The sequence below is a fragment of the Rhodococcus sp. PvP016 genome (genome assembly GCF_017832185.1).
Taxonomy (GTDB): domain Bacteria; phylum Actinomycetota; class Actinomycetes; order Mycobacteriales; family Mycobacteriaceae; genus Rhodococcoides.
The window spans coordinates 581928-600872 of sequence record NZ_JAFIBH010000001.1 but is presented as its reverse complement, the minus strand read 5'-3'; the positions used below and the strand labels follow the sequence as shown (position 1 = coordinate 600872).

The following is an 18945-nucleotide window of genomic DNA, read 5'->3' as shown; positions in this document are numbered from 1 at the left end:
TGGTTTTGTCCGGTCGGACCGAAATGTTATGTGCTGCATCGTTGTTCACGTCCGATTCGGCTCCTGCTCGCCTGCTGTGTGCCTGACGTCGAGGTGACGGGAGCAGCGTCGTCTCCATGGTGGAGAACGCACTGAACCCGGCCGGGGAGATCGTCGACACGGGGGTTCCCGCGCACATCGCGGCACAGGCATCGATGGCCGAGCAGCGCGACTGGCACCTGAGCAATCTTCGACGCCACCGGGTGTCACGCCGGAACTTCCTCGTGGGCGCTGCCGCCGTCGCCGCAGCCGCCGGGGTGGGAAACCCCGGTTGGAATCGCGTCGCCTACGCGCAGGACGCGCCGCTGACCGTCGGAGGACGGCACCTCTCCTTCGGCTCCGACGCCGCGACGCAGCTTCGGTTCTCGGCGCAGCTCTCCCGCAATCCCGGACTCACCGGGGTGTTTCTCGACCACGGTCCGACCCCGGCACTGGGCGCCACCACATCGGCCGAGGTGCGCAACCTGGTGAGTCAGGTGCCGCGATCCGACGGCGGCATCCTGGCAGCCGAGCAGTTCTACGTGCACGTTCCGGTGGACGGCCTCACACCCCGTCTTCCGCACTACTACCGGTGGCGCACCGCCGACGGCTACGTCAGCGACGTCCGCAGTGCCGCACCGGCACTGCCGCCCGGACGGCTCGCACCGTTCCGGTTCACGATGATGGGAGATCAAGGCGTCGACGAGACGCCGACGCAGCCTCCCGGCCTGAAGCCCGGCGACTACGACGACCTCTACTACAAGCCCGACAACGAGCCGTCGGCCAAGCACGCGGCCAACATCGTGCGCCAGATCGCCGACTCACGGCCCGACTTCCACATCCTCGCCGGCGACATCGCGTACGCGGATCCGTCCGGACAGGGGCGCACGCCTCGCTTCGTCCCCAGCGGGGGCACCGTGGACAAGGTCTTCGACAAGTTCAACCCCTACGTGTGGGACGGCTACTTCGCCGCGATCGAGCAGAGCGCAGCATCGGCGCCCTGGCTGTTCGCGACCGGCAACCACGACATGGAGGCGCTGTACGGGCCCAACGGATACGGCGGCCACGCAGCACGATTGGATCAGCCGGACAACGGGCCCGCCGGGTGCCCGTCGGTGTACTCGTTCGTGCACGGCAACGTCGCGGTGCTGTCCCTCGACGCGAACGACGTGTCGCACGAGATCCGCGCCAACACGGGTTACAGCGGCGGACGTCAGACGGGATGGGTGGAGTCGACCCTGGCGCGCTACCGGGCCGATCCGGCCGTCGACTTCATCGTCTGCTTCTTCCACCACTGCGCGTACTCGACGACGAAGGACCACGCGAGCGACGGCGGTGTGCGCGGCGCGTGGGCGGGCCTGTTCGACCGGTACCACGTCGACGTGGTGCTGCAGGCGCACAATCACGTCTTCGAACGGTCCGATCCGATCCGCGGGGGATCCCCGACCCGCGTCGCCGGCGACCGATCGGAGGTCACCTCCGTCTCGGACGGCACCGTCTACTACACGGTGGGCGGTGGTGGCCGTCCGCGCTACGGATTCCAGGACGGCGAGCGCGAGAGCTACCGCGGCAACGAGGTGGCCGACACGTCGGTGCCGAACAGCTACGTCGTCGCCGCGGACGGATCGAAGGTGCCCGAATCGCTCACCTGGTCACGGGTGCGATTTCGCAACTACTCGTTCGTCCGCGCGGACGTGACGCCCGGAATCCCCGGCATCACACCGAGTCGGATGCGCATCGCCGCGGTCGACGAGTACGGGCGGGAGTTCGACGAGGTCACCTTCCGCCGTGAGCTGCCGCTCGCGTTCGGCAGCTAGAGCCCTCGGGGGTCTCGGTTCGTCGGTGCTTCGGCCCCGTCACCGTTCCGGCAGGGAACCTCTGGATGATGGGCGACAACCGGGATCACTCTGCGGATTCCCGTTTCCACCGCTCCGACGAGTTCGGCGGCACCGTCCCGGTGGATGCGGTCATCGGCCGAGCGCGCGCCGTCGTTCTCCCACCCGCGAGGTGGGGCTTGATTCACTGACATCGCGCCGCGCGTTCACGGTTCGATGATGGTGAAGCGGGCCGAGTTTCGCACTCCGAGGCGGGCCGTCACTCGATCACCGATGTGGTGATCGAGCAGCTTCTCGCTCCATGCCAGTCGTTGTGCGGGTCGCCCGCGGTAGTGGAAATACACGCCGACGCGGTCGGCGGCCGCGGGAATGTCGACGGTGTTCGTTCCCCAGCGCAGTGGGTGACCACGTCCGTCGACATCGAGGCCCGGCCTGGTGAACAGCGCATGGAACCACGTGTTCACCCGAGCCGGCTTCACAGTGACGGTCGCTGTGACAGTGTCCGTGGAGGACGTCATGCCAGTGCTCCTCTTTCCGGTTCCGCGCTGCCGGCGATGTTCACCATCCACCCGATGCCGAACCGGTCGGTGAGCATCCCGAAGGTGTCGCCCCACGGCGCCGTCTCCAGCGGGACACCGAGGGTGCCGCCCTCGGCGAGCGCGTCCCAGAACCCGCGCAGTTCTGCCGCGTCGTCGCCGCTCAGGGACACCGTGCCGTTGGTGCTCACCTCCATCGACGAGGGTGTGTCGGCGCCCATCAGTGTGAAGCCGCTCGGGGTGTCGAGCTGACCGTGCATGACGTTGCCGGACTCGGAGTCCTCGACGGGCATCCCGGAGTCTCCGAAGGTCGACAGCGTGAGTTCTCCGCCGAACACGGTGCGGTAGAACTCCATCGCCTCTCGCGCCGAGTCGCGGAACGACAGATACGGATTGAGTCGGGTGGTCATGGCGAGCCTCTTTCTCGAGCAGGGGTGGTCCGCCGACTCGTGTGACTTGATAGAAAGAGTGGGAGCCGCGGGGTTTCGGGGCCGAGATGAGAAAGAGGGTAGTCGTGAGCGAGCAGGTCAGGACAGCAATCGTCACGGGAAGTGCGCGAGGAATCGGTGCCGCCGTCGCCCGACGTCTCGCTGCGGACGGCTTCGGTGTCGCCGTCGTCGATCTCGACGAGGCGGCGTGTGCCGGCACGGTCGACGCGATCACCGCAGCCGGTGGTCAGGCCATCGCCGTCGGCGCGAACGTCGCCGACGAGCAGTCGGTCGTCTCCGCGGTCGAGCGCATCGCCACCGACTTCGGTGCACCCACGGTGCTGGTGAACAACGCCGGCATCCTGCGCGACAATCTTCTGTTCAAGATGTCGGTCGACGACTGGGACGCCGTGCTGGGCGTGCATCTGCGCGGATCGTTCCTCATGTCCCGCGAGGTGCAGAAGCATCAGGTCGAGGCCAAGTGGGGACGCATCGTCAACCTGTCGTCCACCTCGGCGCTGGGCAACCGCGGCCAGGCCAACTACGCGGCCGCCAAGGCAGGTATGCAGGGCTTCACGAAGACCCTCGCCATCGAGCTGGGCCGCTACAACGTCACGGTCAACGCGATCGCACCCGGTTTCATCGAGACGGAGATGACGGCGGCGACGGCCGAGCGCGTCGGAGTGCCGTTCGAGGACTTCAAGAAGGGCGCTGCGTCGCAGATCCCGGTCAACCGCATCGGTCAGCCGGAGGACATCGCCCACACGGCATCCTTCTTCTGCAGCGAGGGTGCGGGATTCGTGTCCGGCCAGGTCGTCTACGTCGCGGGCGGGCCCAAAGACTGACGATGCGAGTTCTTCTTCTCTCCGACACCCACGTCCCCACCCGCGCGCGGGATCTGCCCGCCGCGGTGTGGGACGCGGTGGACGCCGCCGAGCTGGTGGTGCACGCGGGTGACTGGATGGCGCCGTCGCTGCTCGATGCTCTCGAGGAGCGGTCGACCGATCTTCTCGCCTGCTGGGGCAACAACGACGGTGACGATCTCCGCGCGCGGTTGCCGGAGGTCGCACGGCGGACGGTCGAGGGTGTGCGCATGGTCGTCACGCACGAGACCGGAGCGAAGGGGGGACGGGAGAAGCGGATGGACGCGCAGTTCCCGGACGCCGACCTGCTCGTGTTCGGGCACAGTCACATTCCGTGGGACTCGGTGTCCGACAACGGGATGCGCCTGCTCAACCCGGGCTCGCCGACCGACCGTCGGCGGCAACCGCACTGCACCTACATGACGATGACCCTGAGCGACGGTGCCGTCTCGGACGTCGTGGTGCACGAGCTGTGACGCGCATCGACGCCTGGACATGGTCGGTGCGGCTGTTCAAGACACGCTCCGCCGCCGCATCGGCGTGCCGCGGCGGACACGTGAAGATCAACGGCAGCGCGGCCAAGCCGGCGCAGCACGTGGTACCCGGTGACGAGGTGCGCATCCGCGCCGGGGGATTCGAGAAGATCGTCGAGGTGACCCAGCTGGTGAACAAGCGAGTGGGAGCTCCGGCCGCGGTGACGTGCTACATCGACCGGAGTCCACCCCCGCCGCCACGGGAACTGTTCGCCGCAGTGCCCGTTCGCGATCGAGGAGCCGGCAGGCCGACGAAGCGGGACCGGCGCGAGATCGACCGGTTGCGGTCGGCACCGCCGAGCGACTAGCTGTACTCGACAGGCGCGCGGGGTTCCCTCGGCCGGCGCCTGACGTTCCCGCACCCATCCTCGGCTCTCGCACGCGTGTTGCTCGGCAAGGCTGCGTGCGGAACGCGAGGAAGGGTGCGGGAACGGTGTCAGCGCAGCAGTGCGCGCGACATGACGACGCGCTGAATCTGGTTGGTGCCCTCGTAGATCTGCGTGATCTTGGCGTCGCGCATCATGCGCTCGACGGGGAAGTCGCGCGTGTAGCCGGCGCCGCCGAAGAGCTGCACCGCGTCGGTGGTCACCTTCATGGCGACGTCCGAGGCGAAGCACTTGGAGGCAGCGGAGATGAAGCCGAGGTTCTTCTCGCCGCGCTCGGCGCGAGCGGCTGCCGAGTACACCATGAGGCGAGCCGCCTCGATCTCCATCGCCATGTCGGCGAGCATGAACTCGACGCCCTGGAACGTGCTGATGGCCTTGCCGAACTGCTTGCGGTCCTTGGTGTACGCGATGGCCGCGTCGAGAGCGCCCTGCGCGATGCCGACGGCCTGGGCGCCGATGGTGGGACGGGTGTGGTCGAGCGTCGCGAGTGCCGTCTTGAAGCCGGTGCCGGGCTCGCCGATGATGCGGTCTCCGGGGATGCGGCAGTTCTCGAAGTACAGCTCACGGGTGGGGCTGCCCTTGATGCCGAGCTTGCGCTCCTTCTCGCCGACCGAGAAGCCCTCGTCGTCCTTGTGCACCATGAACGCCGAGATGCCGTTGGCCTTCTTCTCGGGATCGGTGACGGCCATGACGGTGTACCAGGTCGACTTGCCGGCGTTGGTGATCCACGCCTTCGAGCCGTTCAGGATCCAGTCGTCACCGTCCGCCTTCGCGCGGGTCTTCATACCGGCGGCGTCCGAGCCCGCCTCCCGCTCGGACAGTCCGTAGGACGCCATCTCGCCCTCGGCGATGGAGGGCAGCACCTTCTGCTTGAGCTCCTCGCCGCCGCTCAGGATCAGGCCCATGGTGCCGAGCTTGTTCACGGCGGGGATCAGTGAGGAGGAACCGCACACGCGCGCAACTTCCTCGATCACCATGCAGGCTGCGACCGAGTCGGCTCCCTGGCCGCCGTACTCCTCGGGGATGTGCACGGCGTTGAAGCCGGAGGCGTTGAGTGCCTTCAGGGCCTCGTCGGGGAAGCGCTCCTGCTCGTCGACCTCGGTGGCGTACGGAGCGATCTCCTTCTCGGAGAGTGCGCGGATGGCCTCGCGCAGTTCGTTGTGCTCGTCGGCGAGCTGGAAGAGGTCGAAGCTGGGGTTGCCGGCCATGGGATGTCCGTTCGTCGTGGTGAAGGGAGTCGTGGCACTCGGTGTCACGGAATGTGGCCAGCGTACCGGACCGACTGGCCGGTGACCATGGCGGCGTGGCACCAAGTGTCACCGGTCACGTGCGGGTGCTCCGAAGCCGTACCGTCCGTCCCTTATTCTGGTGGCCGTGCACCACCAGGCGACGACCCGTGCGCCGGGTGCCCGGGCCGTCGGTGTGCTGCGTCCGGGCCACCGCGTCGACCTCGACGGCCTCCGCGGGCTGGCGATCGCCCTCGTCGTCGTCTTCCACATCTGGTTCGGCAGGGTCTCGGGCGGCGTCGACGTCTTCCTCGTTCTGTCCGGCTTCTTCTTCACGCCGATGGTCCTGCGCCGCGTCGAGCGAGCCGACGGTCCCGTCCTGCGGCCCCTCGTCGTCCGCACCGCCCGACGCCTCTACCCCGCTGCGGTGGTGGTGTTCGGCGCTGTGGCCCTGTGGACCGTGTGGGACCGGCCCTTCACGATGTGGGACGCGACGACGCGGCAGCTCCTCGCTTCGCTGGCGTACGTCCAGAACTGGGAGCTCGCGCGGACCGCGTCCGACTACGCGGCGGCCGATCTGTCGGTCAGTCCGCTCCAGCACCTGTGGTCGATGTCCGTGCAGGTGCAGTTCTACGTCGGTGTCACGGCAGTGGTGTTCCTCGTCGCCGCGGCGTGCCGACGGTGTGGTCGCCGGGACCTGACGACACCGGTGCTGGTGTCGGTGCTCGCGGTCGCCGCCGCGGTGTCGTTCGCCTACGCGGCCGACATCGGCCGCACCCACCAGGGGTGGGCCTACTACGACACCGGGGCGCGGACGTGGGAGCTCGCGGTCGGTGCGATCGCCTGGCTGGCGATCGGCCGGGTGGTGCTGCCGGCCGCGCTGCGTGCCGCGGCCGCCGTCGTCGGACTCGCCGCGCTCGTGGGCTGTGGGTTCCTCGTCGACGGTGCGGCGCAGTTCCCCGGTCCGGCCGCGCTGGTGCCGGTCGGGGCCGCGATGCTGCTGGTGGTCGCCGGTGCAGGTGCTCCCGAGTCCCGAGCACCTGCCGTGACCCGCGTTCTCGAGTCCCGCCCACTGCAGTTCCTCGGCTCCATCGCCTACCCGCTGTACCTGTGGCACTGGCCGATCCTCATCGCGGTGCTGAGTGCAGGGCACTCGGTGACCGTGGTGACGGGATCCGCCGTGACGGTCGTCTCGATCGCCCTGGCCGTCGCCACGCGCTCGTGGGTGGAGGAGCCGGTGCACCGTCGGGGCGCGGGCCGCGGCGTCCTCATTGCCCTGGTGGCCACCGGAGCGGTCGGCCTCGCCGCGGTGAGCGCGGCCTGGCAGGGCTACCTCGACCGCGCGACGGCGCAGCCGACCGCCGACGTGAGCGCCGACGAGCGCTACCCGGGGGCGCTCGCACTCGTCGACGGTGAGCCCGTGCCGGACGCTCCGATGCGACCCACCGTGCTCGATGCGGACCTGGACCTGCCGCAGTCGACCCTGGACGGCTGCATCGCGGACATGACGCAGCGCGAGGTGATCTCGTGCGTGTACGGCGATCCCGATGCGACGCGCACCCTTGCCCTCGCCGGCGGATCGCACGCCGAGCACTGGCTCCCCGCTCTCCACCGGATCGGCCGGGATCGCGGGTTCGCCGTGATCACCTACCTGAAGATGGGATGCCCGCTCGACATCGGCGAGCCGCTCCTGGCGGACCTGCCCTACCCGGACTGCCGGGACTGGTCCTCGGAGGTGCTCGACATCCTCGCGGCGGACCGCCCCGACTGGGTGTTCACCACGTCGACGCGGCCGAGCCCCACGGAGTTCGGTGACGTCACGCCCGACGCGTACCTCGACGTCTGGGCACGCTTCTCCGCGCTCGCTCTTCCCGTCGTGGCCGTGCGGGACACTCCCTGGCTCAGCCGGGAGGGCGTCCCGTATCGCGCCGCGGACTGCCTTGCCGACGGCGGCGACAGCGAGTCGTGCGGACTGCCGCGCAGCGAGGCCCTGTCCGAGATCGATCCGGCCCGCGCCGCGTCGCTGCCGTTCCCCTCGGTGGTTCCCGTCGACTTCTCCGATGCGGTCTGCGGTCCCGACGTGTGTCGCGTCGTCGAAGGAAACGTGCTGGTCTACCACGATTCCCACCACCTGTCGGCGACGTACGTCCGGTCGCTCGTGCCGGTGGTCGACAGCACGCTCGGCGAGGTCACGGGGTGGTGGTGAGACCGTCCCCGAAGTGCTGTGCGAGCAGGGTCGTGACGTCGGCGACCGACGTTCCCGGCGGCAACACGAGTGCGGTGGGCCGGTCTCCCGCGGTATCGGTGACGAACCGCCGCTTCACCGCTCCGAGGGCACGTCGCACGTCCTCGACCTCGACTCGGGCCCCGTCGCGTAGCCACGTGCGCAGCAGGTAGTTGTGCGTCGCCGTGACCGCGGCGGCGAACTGCACCAGGGACAGCGGCTCCTGCGTCGGGGCGCCGCGGCGCAGAGTGTCGACGAAGACGCGCTCGTACCGCAGCACCATCACCAGTTCGCGCTCGCGCAACGCGGGAACCGTCTGCAGGACGCGGTAGCGGCGACGGGTGGTGTCCGGCGTGCCGGAGAACCGGGCGAACACGCGCGCTGCGGCCTCGCACACGGCGTCGTACGGGTCGAGGTCGGTGGTTCCCAGGAAGTCCTGCACATGGGCGAGGGTGGCGTCATGGTCGAGGAAGACCACGTCCTCCTTGGACCGGAACTGCCGGAAGAACGTGCGGCGCGACAGCCCGGCGCTCTCCGCGATCTGGTCGACCGTGGTGGCCTCGTACCCCTTGCTCTCGAAGAGCTCCAGCGCCGCGCCCATGACCTCGAGGCGGAACCGGGAGTCCTCGGTTTCTCGCGGTTCGTCGTGGGCGGCCATGGCTTCACGGTAGCGTGAACTGCTCGGACCGGTGAGCTGCCGGAACGCACGTGACGGTGAAGGGACGAGGTCGTGGCGTTGGTGATGGGTGTCGATTCGTCCACCCAGTCGTGCAAAATCGTTGTTCGGGACGCGGATTCCGGTGAGCTGGTCCGCCATGGCCGAGCCGGCCATCCCGACGGCACCGAGATCGACCCGGCCCGGTGGCACGACGCTCTCGAGACCGCTCTCGCGGACGCCGGTGGAATGGACGGCGTCGACGCGGTCTCCGTCGGAGCGCAGCAGCACGGCATGGTGTGTCTCGACGAGGCAGGCGAGACCGTCCGACAGGCGTTGCTGTGGAACGACACTCGCTCCGCCGAGTCGGCTCGCGACCTGGTGACCGAGCTGGGTGGAGGCCAGGCATGGGCCGACGCCGTGGGCGTGGTGCCGGTCGCGGCCATCACCGCGGCGAAACTGCGCTGGCTCGCGGACCACGAGCCGGACAATGCCGATCGCACTGCGGCAGTCTGTCTTCCACACGACTGGTTGTCCTGGCGCCTCGGCGGCGCTCGCGGACTCGACGCCCTGGCCACCGATCGGGGTGACGCCAGCGGCACGGGGTACTTCTCGGCGGCCACGAACGAGTACCGCGTCGATCTGCTCGGTCTCGCGCTCCGCGGGCGCACCCCGCACGTGCCCACCGTGGCGGCGCCCTCGACGCGGATCGGCACGACGTCCGGCGGCGCGGCCATCGGGCCCGGAACCGGTGACAATGCCGCTGCAGCACTGGCTCTGGGTGCCGGCGAGGGTGACCTGGTGGTCTCCATCGGCACGTCCGGTGTGGTCTCCGCCGTCACCACCGTGGCTCCTCGCGACGCGTCGGGACTGGTGGCGGGCTTCGCCGACGCCACCGGTCGTCAACTGCCTCTCGTCTGTACCCTGAACGCCGCGCGCGTGCTCGATGCGACCGCACGGCTGCTCGGCGTCGACCACGACGAACTGTCGCGGCTCGCGCTGTCCACGGAGAGCCAGGGCCTGGTCATGGTGCCGTACCTCGAGGGGGAGCGCACACCGAACAGGCCCGACGCGACCGGCGCGATTCACGGCCTGCGCCTGACCAATTCGACCCCGGCGCACCTCGCGCGTTCCGCGATCGAGGGCCTGCTGTGCAGTCTCGCCGACGGGATCGACCACCTGGTGGCGCAGGGTGCGACGGTGTCGCGAGTGCTGCTCGTCGGCGGGGGCGCGAAGTCGGAGGCGGTGCGCGTCCTGGCGCCGGCAGTCTTCGGAATGCCCGTCGACGTCCCGCCGCCCGGTGAGTACGTGGCCGACGGGGCCGCGCGCCAGGCGGCCTGGGTGCTGTCCGGCGGGGCCGAACCGCCCGCCTGGGCCGCGGCGGACATCCCCCGGTACGAGGCGGACCCGACCCCGGCGGTGCGAGAGCGCTACGCGGAGGTGAGCCACCTGACCGAGGGGACGTAGTGGTTCGGTGTGGGCGTACGGGCGTCAGCGCACCGACCACTCCACGGTGGCGCGGGCTCCGCGGGTGTGCAGGGAGTCGAGAGCCGCGGTGTAGGCGTCGACGAAGCGCGGATCGTCCACCAGATCCCCGAACAACTCGCGGTTCCGCACGAACGCGAGGGGGTCCTCGCGCTGCTGCCGAGCCAGCGGGGTGAGCGTGTCCTTCAGACGGTCGACGATCTCGATGGGCTCACCCTGCTCGTCGACACCCTCGGCGTAGCGCGCCCAGCTCGCGATCACCGCGGCGGACAGTGCGACCGGTCCGCCGGACTCGAGGTTCGTGCGCACCACCGGGACCAGCCACTTCGGGATCCGGTCCGACGATTCGGCGCAGAGCCGTGCCACGGTGTCCCGGATCTCGGGGTTGGAGAAGCGCTCGATCAGCGTCTTCTTGTACTCGGCCAGGTCGATTCCGGGAACCGGGTGCAGCGTGGGAGTGGCCTCCTCGTCCATGTAGCGCAACAGGAACTCGGCGAACAGTGCGTCCTGCGTGACGTCGTGCACGAGCCGGTAGCCGCTGAGGTACCCGACGTAGCAGAGGGCCTGATGGCTCGCGTTGAGCAGGCGCAGCTTCATCAGCTCGTACGGGGTGACGTCGTCGACCACCTGAACGCCCACGTCCTCGAACGACGGCCGGCCGAGGGTGAAGTGATCCTCGAGCGCCCACTGGGTGAACGGCTCCGCGGCCACCGGCCACTGGTCTTCGAGGTCGTAGCGTGCGGCGAGCTCGTCGACGACGTCGGGTGTGGTGACGGGCGTGATGCGGTCGACCATGGAGTTGGGGAACTGCGCGTTGTCCGTGATCCACTGTGCCAGTTCGGGATTCTTCAGGCGGGCGAACGCGGTGAAGGTCGACCGGGCGATGTGGCCGTTGCCCTCGATGTTGTCGCACGACATGATCGTGAACGGTGCGAGCCCGCGATCCTTCCGGCGGGACAACGCCTCGCACACCAGTCCGAAGGTCGTGCCCGGTACCGCACCGGGGGCCAGATCAGCTCGTACAGAGGGGTTCTCGGCGTCGAACTCGCCCGTGGTGGCGGAGAAGTTGTAGCCGCCCTCGGTGACGGTGAGAGAGACGATGCGGGTGTCGGCGTGGGCGAGCTTCTCGATCACCGCCTCGGGATCGTCCGGCGCGAAGAGGTACTCGGTGATGGATCCGACGACCGAGGTGTCCCACGAGCCGTCGGAGTGCCGCAGCGCCAGCGTGTAGAGACAGTCCTGGGCGTCCATGACGTCCTTCATGCGGCGATCACCCGGCAGGACGCCCACGCCGCAGATACCCCAGCGTGATGCGGACTCGAAGTCGGTGCGGAGCAGCCGGTCCACATACATCGCCTGGTGCGCACGGTGGAAGCCGCCGACGCCGAAGTGGACGATCCCGGTGGTGATCGCCGAGCGGTCGTACCGTGGCACGTCCACGTCGTCGGGAAGCTGGTCGAGGGTGGCGGCGGACAGCTTCACGAGAGAGTCTCCTGACTGGGTGTCACGGTGACGACAGCCTTGATGCTGCCGTCGGTACGGTCGTGATTCAGTGCGTCCTCGACATGATCCAGGTCGAACCGGCCGGTGACCATGCTGTCGAGCTCGACCCGTCCGGTGCGGACGAGTTCCAGTGCGGTGGGCCAGGTGTCGGCATAGCGGAAGACGCCGGTGACCCACAGTTCCCGGTTCTGGATCACCGACACGGGAATCGGGTACTCGTCGCCGCCCATGCCCACGAGCACCACTCTGCCCGCAGGGCGCACGGCGCGCATCCCGTCCTGCACTGCGCGGGGTGCGCCCGACGCGTCGATGAACGCGTCGACATCGAGGTCGTGTACCGACTCGGCCGCCGGATCGATCACGCGGGTCGCCCCGTACCGGGTGGCGTTGGCGCGGCGGTCGGCCGAGATGTCCGACACGAGGATCTCCGTCGCGCCGAAGGCGCGTGCGACCTGCGCGGTGAGCACTCCGACCGGCCCGGCGCCCGCGATCAACACTCGTGAGCCGCCGGTGATTCCGGCCTTGCGCGCGGTCGCGATGGCCACCGACAAGGGCTCGAAGAGGGCCGCGGCGTCGTCGGACACCGCGTCGGGGACATCGTGCGCGAACGAGGATCCGATGGTCACGTACTCGCAGAGGGCACCGTCCACGGGAGGGGTTGCATAGAACTCCATGTGGGGGCACAGGTTGTAGTGGCCCGAGCGCGTCTCGCGACTGTCGGGATCGGGTCGTTGCGGCTCGATGGACACTCGGGACCCGACTCGCCGAGGGGAGACGCCGTCACCGACGGCGACGATCACGCCCGACGCCTCGTGGCCCAGAACGAGCGGCGAGTCGACGACGAAGTCGCCGATGCGACCCTCGCGGTAGTAGTGCGCATCCGATCCGCAGACTCCGACGGATGCCACCCGGACCAGGACGTCACCTGCGCTCGGCGTCGGCACCGGCCGTGTCTGCGTCTCGATGTGTCCCGGTTCGGTGAGAACTGCGGCACGCATGGAATCGACTGTTGTGTGGATCACACCTGGATGTTAGCTTAAGTGAGCAGATGAACACCAGGTGAGCAGATGCTCACCTCGACGACCGGGAGCGACATCGTGACGACGCCGAGTTCGAGCGACGAGCTGAGGCTCGCGCTGCGTGCGGCGACGATGTACCACGTCGAGGGCGCGACCCAGGCGGAGATCGCCACCAAGCTCGGTGTCTCCCGTCCCACGGCAGGCCGACTCGTCGCCCGGGCCCGGGCGAACGGGCTCGTGCGCATCGAGATCCACGTGCCCGAGGAGATCAGCGGATCGGTGCACACCGATCTCGAACGTCGACTCGAGGAGCGGTACGGCCTGGACGAGGCGCTGGTGGTCACGTCCACCATCGACGACGCCGGCGGCCGGTACGACGCGGTGGGCCGCGCCGCGTCGGGCGTCCTCACCCGACGCGTGCAGCCTGCTCACACCCTCGGTTTCACGTGGGGGCCGGAGACGGTCGCGGTGGCGCAGTCGCTCCAGGGACGCGGCAGCCGGTGCACCCGCGTGGTGCAGCTGGACGGATCCATGAGCACCGCGGACTACCAGACCGGGGTCGACTTCGTCCTCACCCGGTGCGCCGAGCAACTGCAGGCGACGCCGATGCGGCTCAACGCCCCTCTTTACGCCGACCCGGCGACAGTCGTCGCGCTGCAACAGGACTCGCTGATGTCCAAGGCACTCGACGCCGGACGCACCGCGGATCTCATGTTCTTCGGACTGGGCCCGGTCTCGACGTCGACGACACTGTTCGAGGGAAGCTTCCTCGACGCCGACCTCCTGTCCGAACTCGATCGACTCGGTGCGGTCGGTGAGATCGGCGGTCGGTTCTTCGACTCCGACGGCGCCGACGTCGACAGCTCACTGACCGACCGCACGGTCTCGGTGCCGCTGGACGACATCCGTAACTGCGCCACCACGCTCCTCATCTCCGGCGGTGCGCGCAAGCACGCCGCGATCCGGGCCGCTCTGCGCGGCCGTCTCGCCACCGTCCTGGTGACCGATATCGCCTGTGCTCTGGACCTTCTCGACGAGCACGGCAGCAACCCCATGAAGGAATCGAGGTAGTACCGACGTGACATCACGATTCGTCCCACTCGCCGCCCTCGCCGCAGCCACCGTGCTGACGGCGAGCGGCTGCGCGGGCGCGGGATCGTTCGGAGGTGACGGTGGCGGCACGACCATCACCGTGGCCATCGTCTCCAACTCGCAGATGTCCGACGCGATCTCGCTCGCACCGGAGTTCGAGGCCGAGAACCCGGGTGTGAACCTGAAGTTCGTCTCGCTGTCCGAGAACGAGGCGCGCGCGAAGATCACGGCGTCGGTGGCCACGGGCGGCGGTGAGTTCGACGTGGTGATGATCAGCAACTACGAGACGCCGCAGTGGGCCGAGAACGGGTGGCTCACCAATCTGTCCGAGTACGCCCAGGCCACACCGGGGTACGACGAGGACGATTTCATCCCGTCGCTCAAGGAGTCGCTCTCCTACGAGGGAAGCATGTACTCGGTGCCGTTCTACGGTGAGTCGTCCTTCCTCATGTACCGCAAGGACCTGATGGAGGAAGCGGGCATCACGATGCCGGCCGAGCCCACCTGGGACCAGGTGGCCGAGGCCGCCGCGACACTCGACCGTCCGGGCATGTCGGGCATCTGCCTGCGTGGCAAGCCCGGCTGGGGCGAGGTACTCGCTCCCCTCGACACCGTCATCAACGCCTTCGGCGGCCGGTGGTACGACGAGAACTGGAACGCGCAGCTCGACAGCCCGCAGGTCGAGGAAGCCGTGCAGTTCTACGTCGACCTGGTCCGGTCGCACGGCCAGGCCGGCGCGGCGACGAGCGGCTTCAGCGAGTGCGGAACGCAACTCGCACAGGGCAACACGGCCATGTGGTACGACGCCACCTCGGCGGTGTCGGTGCTCGAGGACCCCACGTCGAGCACCGTCGTCGGCAAGATCGGTTACGCCAAGGCCCCGTCGGCGGTCAAGGGCGACAACGGGTGGCTGTACTCCTGGTCGCTCGGCATCCCGACGACGTCGGAGAGCCCGGACGACGCCTGGAAGTTCGTGTCGTGGATGACGAACAAGGAGTACCTGAAGAAGGTCGGTACCGAGCTCGGCTGGGAGCGGGTGCCGCCGGGAAGCCGGTTGTCCACCTACGAGATCCCGGAGTACAAGGAGGCGTCGGCCGCCTTCGGTCAGGTCACGCTCGACTCGATCAACAATGCCGATCCGCTGAACCCGACGGTCGATCCGGTGCCGTACACCGGCGTCCAGTTCCTCACCATCCCCGAGTTCCAGGATCTCGGCACCCGGGTCAGTCAGCAGATCAGCGCCGCCGTGGCAGGACAGATCAGCGTCCAGGACGCGCTCGCTCAAGCGCAGCAGTACGCCGAGGTGGTCGGCAAGACGTATCAGGAGGATCAGTGATGACCACGACCGATGTCGGCTCGGCGAGATCCGAGACGCCGTTCGCTCCTCGCGAACGGGTGATCTCGAAGGCGGAGGGGTGGCGGCGCCGCGGTCCCCTGCTGCCGGCCATGGTCTTCGCGATCGTCGTCACGCAGATCCCGTTCCTGTTCACGCTGTACTACTCGACGCAGTCGTGGAACCTGGTGCGCCCGGGATCGCGGGAGTTCAACGGTCTGAACAACTACGTGGACGTGTTCCGGGACAGCCAGTTCCGCTCGGTCGCGTTCAACACGGTGATCATGATCGTGGGCACGGTGATCATCTCGGTGGCGCTCGGCCTGGTGCTCGCACTGCTGTTGGACCGTAAGTTCATCGGTCGCAGTCTGATTCGCACCCTGCTGATCACTCCGTTCCTCATCACCCCGGTCGCCGGTGCACTGATCTGGAAGACCACCATGTTCGACCCGGTGTTCGGCCTCATCAACTTCGTGCTCAGCCCGTTCGGAGTCGACCAGATCGACTGGGTCTCGCGGTTCCCGCTCGCCGCGGTCATGACCAACCTGGTCTGGCAGTGGACCCCCTTCATGATGCTGCTGATCCTGGCGGGACTGCAGTCCATGCCGAAGGACATCGCGGAGGCGGCGCGGGTGGACGGTGCCGGGCCCGTCGCCCTGTTCCGCGAGTTGACGTTGCCGCATCTGCGACGCTTCATCGAGCTCGGAGCGGTGCTGGGCGCCATCTACCTCATCAACACCTTCGACGCCGTCTACATGATGACGTCCGGCGGCCCGGGTGTGGCGTCGTCGAACCTGCCGTTCTACATCTATCAACGAGCGTTCCTCGGCTTCGACATCGGTCAGGCCGCGGCCATGGGCGTCGTCACCGTGGTGGCCACCATCGTCGTCAGCACACTGGCGCTGCGACTGATCTTCACGAGCTTCAGCGGGAAAGAGGAGGCTGCCTGATGAGTACCACCACCGAGCGGAGCACCGGCAGCGGAGCTCCGAGTGTCACCGCGCCGATCACCCGCAAGAAGAGATGGGGGCCGGGATCGATCTGGTCCTTCGTCGCCTGGGTCGCCGGTATCGCTTTCTTCTTCCCGGTTCTGTGGATGGTCATCACCGGGTTCAAGCAGGAAGCCGACGCCTACACCGCGACGCCGAAGATCTTCTTCACCCCCACCCTCGACCAGTACCGCGGCGTTCTCGAGAGCGGCATCGGCACGACGCTGCTCAACTCGGCCTTCGCGACCGTCGTGTCCACGATTCTCGTTCTGCTGCTGGGTGTCCCGGCTGCTTTCGCCCTGTCGCTGCGTCCCGTGAAGAAGACGCAGGACGTGCTCTTCTTCTTCATCTCGACGAAGATGCTGCCGGTCGTGGCGGCCATCGTGCCGCTGTACGTCATCGTCGGCGACATCGGTCTGCTCGATAACATCTGGGCGCTCATCATCCTGTACACGGCGATGAATCTGCCGATCGCGGTGTGGATGATGCGGTCGTTCTTCCTCGAGGTCCCGAGCGAGTTGCTCGAGGCCGCGAGCATGGACGGGGCGTCGCTGTGGACCTCGGTGCGGGAAGTCATCCTGCCGCTGGTCTCGCCCGGCATCGCGGCCACGTCGCTGATCTGTGTGATCTTCTCGTGGAACGAGTTCTTCTTCGCCGTCAACCTCACCGCCGTTCAGGCACAGACGATTCCGGTCTACCTCGTCGGCTTCATCACCGGGCAGGGCCTGTACTGGGCCCAGCTCTCCGCCGCTGCGACGTTCGCAGCCCTCCCCGTCGTCCTCGCCGGATGGTTCGCGCAGAACAAGCTCGTGCGCGGCCTGTCCTTCGGCGCCATCAAGTAGGAGAAAGAACCATGGCTGCAATCTCGTACAAGCAAGCGTCCTGCATCTACGACGGCGCCGACAAGCTGGCGGTGGACTCGCTCGACCTCGACATCCAGGACGGTGAGTTCGTCGTCCTCGTCGGGCCGTCGGGCTCCGGGAAGTCCACCGCGCTGCGGATGCTCGCCGGCCTCGAGGAGATCGACGGCGGCGCCATCGAGATCGGCGGGAAGAACATGGTCGGTGTGCCGTCCAAGGACCGCGACATCGCGATGGTGTTCCAGAACTACGCGCTCTACCCCAACAAGACCGTCGGCGAGAACATGGGCTTCGCGCTCAAGATGCGCGGGGTCAGCCTCGAGAAGCGTCAGGCCCGCGTCGCCGAGGCGGCCCGACTCCTCGACCTTACCGAGTACCTGGATCGCAAGCCCGGCAAGCTCTCCGGTGGTCAGCGGCAGCGCGTCGCCATGGGCCGCGCGATCGTCCGTGAGCCCCAGGTGTTCTGTATGGACGAGCCGCTGTCGAACCTCGACGCCAAACTGCGGGTGCAGACGCGCACGCAGATCGCCGCTCTGCAGCGTCGGCTGGGGACCACCACCGTGTACGTCACGCACGACCAGGTCGAGGCCATGACGATGGGCGACCGCGTCGCGATTCTCAAGGACGGGAAGCTGCAGCAGTTCGCGGCTCCGACCGAGCTGTACGACCACCCGGTCAACGCCTTCGTGGCCGGCTTCATCGGCTCGCCGGCGATGAATCTGTTCACGGTCCCAGTTGTCTCCGGCGGCCTGAAGGTCGGGGAGCGCACCGTGCCGCTCGAGCGCGACCAGCTGACCGCGATCGCCGCGGCGGGACTCGACGAGGTGACCCTCGGCCTGCGTCCCGAACAGCTCGCGATCGGTTCGGCGGACGACGAGGGACTGCTGGTCACCGTCGACCTCGTCGAGGAGCTCGGCAACGAGAGCTATCTCTACGCCAGCTTCGACGACACCCGGATCCGCGCCTCGGACGGCACTCCGGCCACGATCGTGGCACGCTCTCCGAGGAGGGCACCCGCGCGGATCGGCCAGAAGGTCACGCTGACCAAGCAGGAGGGCACCGCGTACCTGTTCCACCCGACCTCGGGCGAGCGGATCGGTGCCTGAGCAGTAGGGGGCAAGACTCGGGTGTGGGAACGTGCCGGGAAGACCGTTCCCACACCCGTCCACCATCGGGTCGTCACGCTCGTCTGCGGGCTATCGGTCCCCGTGGGCGTGGTCGAGCAGCACGTCCGCCGCGTCTCCCGGGTGACTCCAGGGCCACCAGTGCTTCGCGTCGACCTCGAGGACGGTCAGGTCGGGGACCCAGCGGTCGACGTTCTGAACCGGTCGGCACCGAACGGATCGACACGTTTCAGCGCACGGCACGAGGGTAGTTCGAGACACTCGCTCACGACACAGGAGACTCGTCATGGCCCGTGCCACCCTCGCCCACCTGCTTCACGACGTCGGACTCGCCGCCTGGTTCGGCGGAACCCTCGCGAATGCCGTCGCACTGAACAAGGCGGCGTCGAACGCCGACACCGCTGCGTCGACGGGCGCTGTCGCCAATGAGGGATGGGACCGGTGGACGCCGGTCAACGCCGCCGCGATCGGCGTTCACCTCGCCGGCGCGACCGCGCTGCTGAAGAACGACTACGGACGTCTGAAGGCACAGGACGGCGTCGCCTCGATGGCCGTCGCCAAGACCACGCTCACGGCGGCCGCGCTGGCGGTCACCGCGTACAGCCGCGTTCTCGGACAGAAGGTCTCGAAGGAGGGCGCCGTGCCCGCAGCCGACGGGACCACGCCCACCGCGTCCACACCGCCCGAGGTGGCGGCCGCGCAGAAGCAACTCCAGGCGCTGCAGTGGGTCGTCCCCGCACTGACCGGAGGTGTCGTCGCCATCTCCGCGTACGCGAGCGAGCAGTTCCGTCCCGAGGAAGTGGCGCGGGGCGTAGTGTCGCGCGTCATCGGCTGAT

18 protein-coding genes and 1 pseudogene are annotated in these 18945 nt (G+C 68.3%); 13 read left to right on the top strand and 6 right to left on the bottom strand.

Features of this window, described 5'->3' with window-relative positions; genetic code table 11:
* The first annotated feature begins 116 nt into the window (after positions 1 to 116).
* Together JOE30_RS02680 and JOE30_RS02675 are read left to right on the top strand one after the other, a co-directional pair.
* Positions 117 to 1835 (top strand): metallophosphoesterase, encoded by a 1719-nt coding sequence (locus tag JOE30_RS02680; RefSeq protein ID WP_204869279.1) that lies wholly within the window; start codon positions 117 to 119, stop codon positions 1833 to 1835.
* A gap of 23 nt (positions 1836 to 1858) precedes the next feature.
* Positions 1859 to 2044, top strand: a pseudogene (locus JOE30_RS02675) (S26 family signal peptidase); the annotation flags it as partial.
* A gap of 15 nt (positions 2045 to 2059) precedes the next feature.
* Here JOE30_RS02675 and JOE30_RS02670 read toward each other — a convergent pair.
* Both JOE30_RS02670 and JOE30_RS02665 read right to left on the bottom strand, forming a co-directional pair.
* A complete protein-coding gene (locus JOE30_RS02670) occupies positions 2060 to 2371 on the bottom strand; it encodes a hypothetical protein (RefSeq protein WP_204869278.1) in 312 nt (103 codons plus the stop codon).
* Positions 2368 to 2799 (bottom strand): VOC family protein, encoded by a 432-nt coding sequence (locus JOE30_RS02665; protein WP_204869277.1) that lies wholly within the window; start codon positions 2797 to 2799, stop codon positions 2368 to 2370. Before JOE30_RS02665 ends, JOE30_RS02670 begins: the two co-directional genes overlap by 4 nt.
* 104 nt (positions 2800 to 2903) lie before the next feature.
* Between JOE30_RS02665 and JOE30_RS02660 the strand changes: the two genes are divergently transcribed.
* From JOE30_RS02660 to JOE30_RS02650, 3 genes are read left to right on the top strand one after another with little or no spacing between them, the layout of a single operon-like run.
* Positions 2904 to 3662 (top strand): SDR family oxidoreductase, encoded by a 759-nt coding sequence (locus tag JOE30_RS02660; RefSeq protein WP_027506139.1) that lies wholly within the window; start codon positions 2904 to 2906, stop codon positions 3660 to 3662.
* A 2-nt stretch (positions 3663 to 3664) separates the two neighbouring features.
* Positions 3665 to 4156, top strand: coding sequence for a metallophosphoesterase family protein (locus JOE30_RS02655; protein ID WP_204869276.1), 492 nt, complete (start codon positions 3665 to 3667; stop codon positions 4154 to 4156).
* Positions 4153 to 4521, top strand: a complete 369-nt coding sequence (locus JOE30_RS02650) for an RNA-binding S4 domain-containing protein (protein WP_204869275.1) — start codon at positions 4153 to 4155, stop codon at positions 4519 to 4521. The genes JOE30_RS02655 and JOE30_RS02650 overlap by 4 nt, the downstream gene beginning before the upstream one ends.
* Positions 4522 to 4649: 128 nt before the next feature.
* On the opposite strand, the gene JOE30_RS02645 is transcribed toward JOE30_RS02650, so the two are convergent.
* A complete protein-coding gene (locus JOE30_RS02645) occupies positions 4650 to 5807 on the bottom strand; it encodes an acyl-CoA dehydrogenase (RefSeq protein ID WP_204869274.1) in 1158 nt (385 codons plus the stop codon).
* A 166-nt stretch (positions 5808 to 5973) separates the two neighbouring features.
* On the opposite strand from JOE30_RS02645, the gene JOE30_RS02640 reads away from it, so the two are divergent.
* Positions 5974 to 8031 carry an acyltransferase family protein gene (locus JOE30_RS02640; protein ID WP_307806037.1) on the top strand — a complete coding sequence of 686 codons (2058 nt, stop codon included), beginning with the start codon at positions 5974 to 5976 and terminating at the stop codon, positions 8029 to 8031.
* On the opposite strand, the gene JOE30_RS02635 is transcribed toward JOE30_RS02640, so the two are convergent.
* Entirely contained in the window at positions 8015 to 8707 is a 693-nt protein-coding gene (locus tag JOE30_RS02635; protein WP_204869273.1) for a TetR family transcriptional regulator, read from the bottom strand. The genes JOE30_RS02640 and JOE30_RS02635 overlap by 17 nt on opposite strands.
* A gap of 72 nt (positions 8708 to 8779) precedes the next feature.
* Here JOE30_RS02635 and JOE30_RS02630 point away from each other — a divergent pair, with 72 nt between their 5' ends.
* Positions 8780 to 10171, top strand: coding sequence for a xylulokinase (locus tag JOE30_RS02630; protein WP_204869272.1), 1392 nt, complete (start codon positions 8780 to 8782; stop codon positions 10169 to 10171).
* A 24-nt stretch (positions 10172 to 10195) separates the two neighbouring features.
* On the opposite strand, the gene JOE30_RS02625 is transcribed toward JOE30_RS02630, so the two are convergent.
* Together JOE30_RS02625 and JOE30_RS02620 are read right to left on the bottom strand one after the other, a co-directional pair.
* Positions 10196 to 11671 carry a mannitol dehydrogenase family protein gene (locus tag JOE30_RS02625; protein ID WP_204869271.1) on the bottom strand — a complete coding sequence of 492 codons (1476 nt, stop codon included), beginning with the start codon at positions 11669 to 11671 and terminating at the stop codon, positions 10196 to 10198.
* A complete protein-coding gene (locus JOE30_RS02620) occupies positions 11668 to 12690 on the bottom strand; it encodes an NAD(P)-dependent alcohol dehydrogenase (protein WP_204869270.1) in 1023 nt (340 codons plus the stop codon). Before JOE30_RS02620 ends, JOE30_RS02625 begins: the two co-directional genes overlap by 4 nt.
* A gap of 69 nt (positions 12691 to 12759) precedes the next feature.
* On the opposite strand from JOE30_RS02620, the gene JOE30_RS02615 reads away from it, so the two are divergent.
* From JOE30_RS02615 to JOE30_RS02590, 6 genes are all read left to right on the top strand, one after another.
* On the top strand, positions 12760 to 13782 hold the full coding sequence (locus JOE30_RS02615) for a sugar-binding transcriptional regulator (protein WP_204869269.1): 1023 nt from the start codon (positions 12760 to 12762) through the stop codon (positions 13780 to 13782).
* 7 nt (positions 13783 to 13789) lie between these two features.
* Positions 13790 to 15139 (top strand): sugar ABC transporter substrate-binding protein, encoded by a 1350-nt coding sequence (locus JOE30_RS02610; RefSeq protein ID WP_204869268.1) that lies wholly within the window; start codon positions 13790 to 13792, stop codon positions 15137 to 15139.
* Positions 15139 to 16086 carry a carbohydrate ABC transporter permease gene (locus JOE30_RS02605; protein WP_204869267.1) on the top strand — a complete coding sequence of 316 codons (948 nt, stop codon included), beginning with the start codon at positions 15139 to 15141 and terminating at the stop codon, positions 16084 to 16086. The genes JOE30_RS02610 and JOE30_RS02605 overlap by 1 nt, the downstream gene beginning before the upstream one ends.
* Complete coding sequence (locus tag JOE30_RS02600; protein ID WP_204869266.1) at positions 16086 to 16967, top strand: carbohydrate ABC transporter permease; 882 nt, start codon at positions 16086 to 16088, stop codon at positions 16965 to 16967. Before JOE30_RS02605 ends, JOE30_RS02600 begins: the two co-directional genes overlap by 1 nt.
* An 11-nt stretch (positions 16968 to 16978) precedes the next feature.
* On the top strand, positions 16979 to 18091 hold the full coding sequence (locus tag JOE30_RS02595; protein ID WP_204869265.1) for an ABC transporter ATP-binding protein: 1113 nt from the start codon (positions 16979 to 16981) through the stop codon (positions 18089 to 18091).
* 304 nt (positions 18092 to 18395) lie between these two features.
* Positions 18396 to 18944 (top strand): hypothetical protein, encoded by a 549-nt coding sequence (locus tag JOE30_RS02590; protein WP_204869264.1) that lies wholly within the window; start codon positions 18396 to 18398, stop codon positions 18942 to 18944.
* The last annotated feature ends 1 nt before the right edge of the window (position 18945 follow it).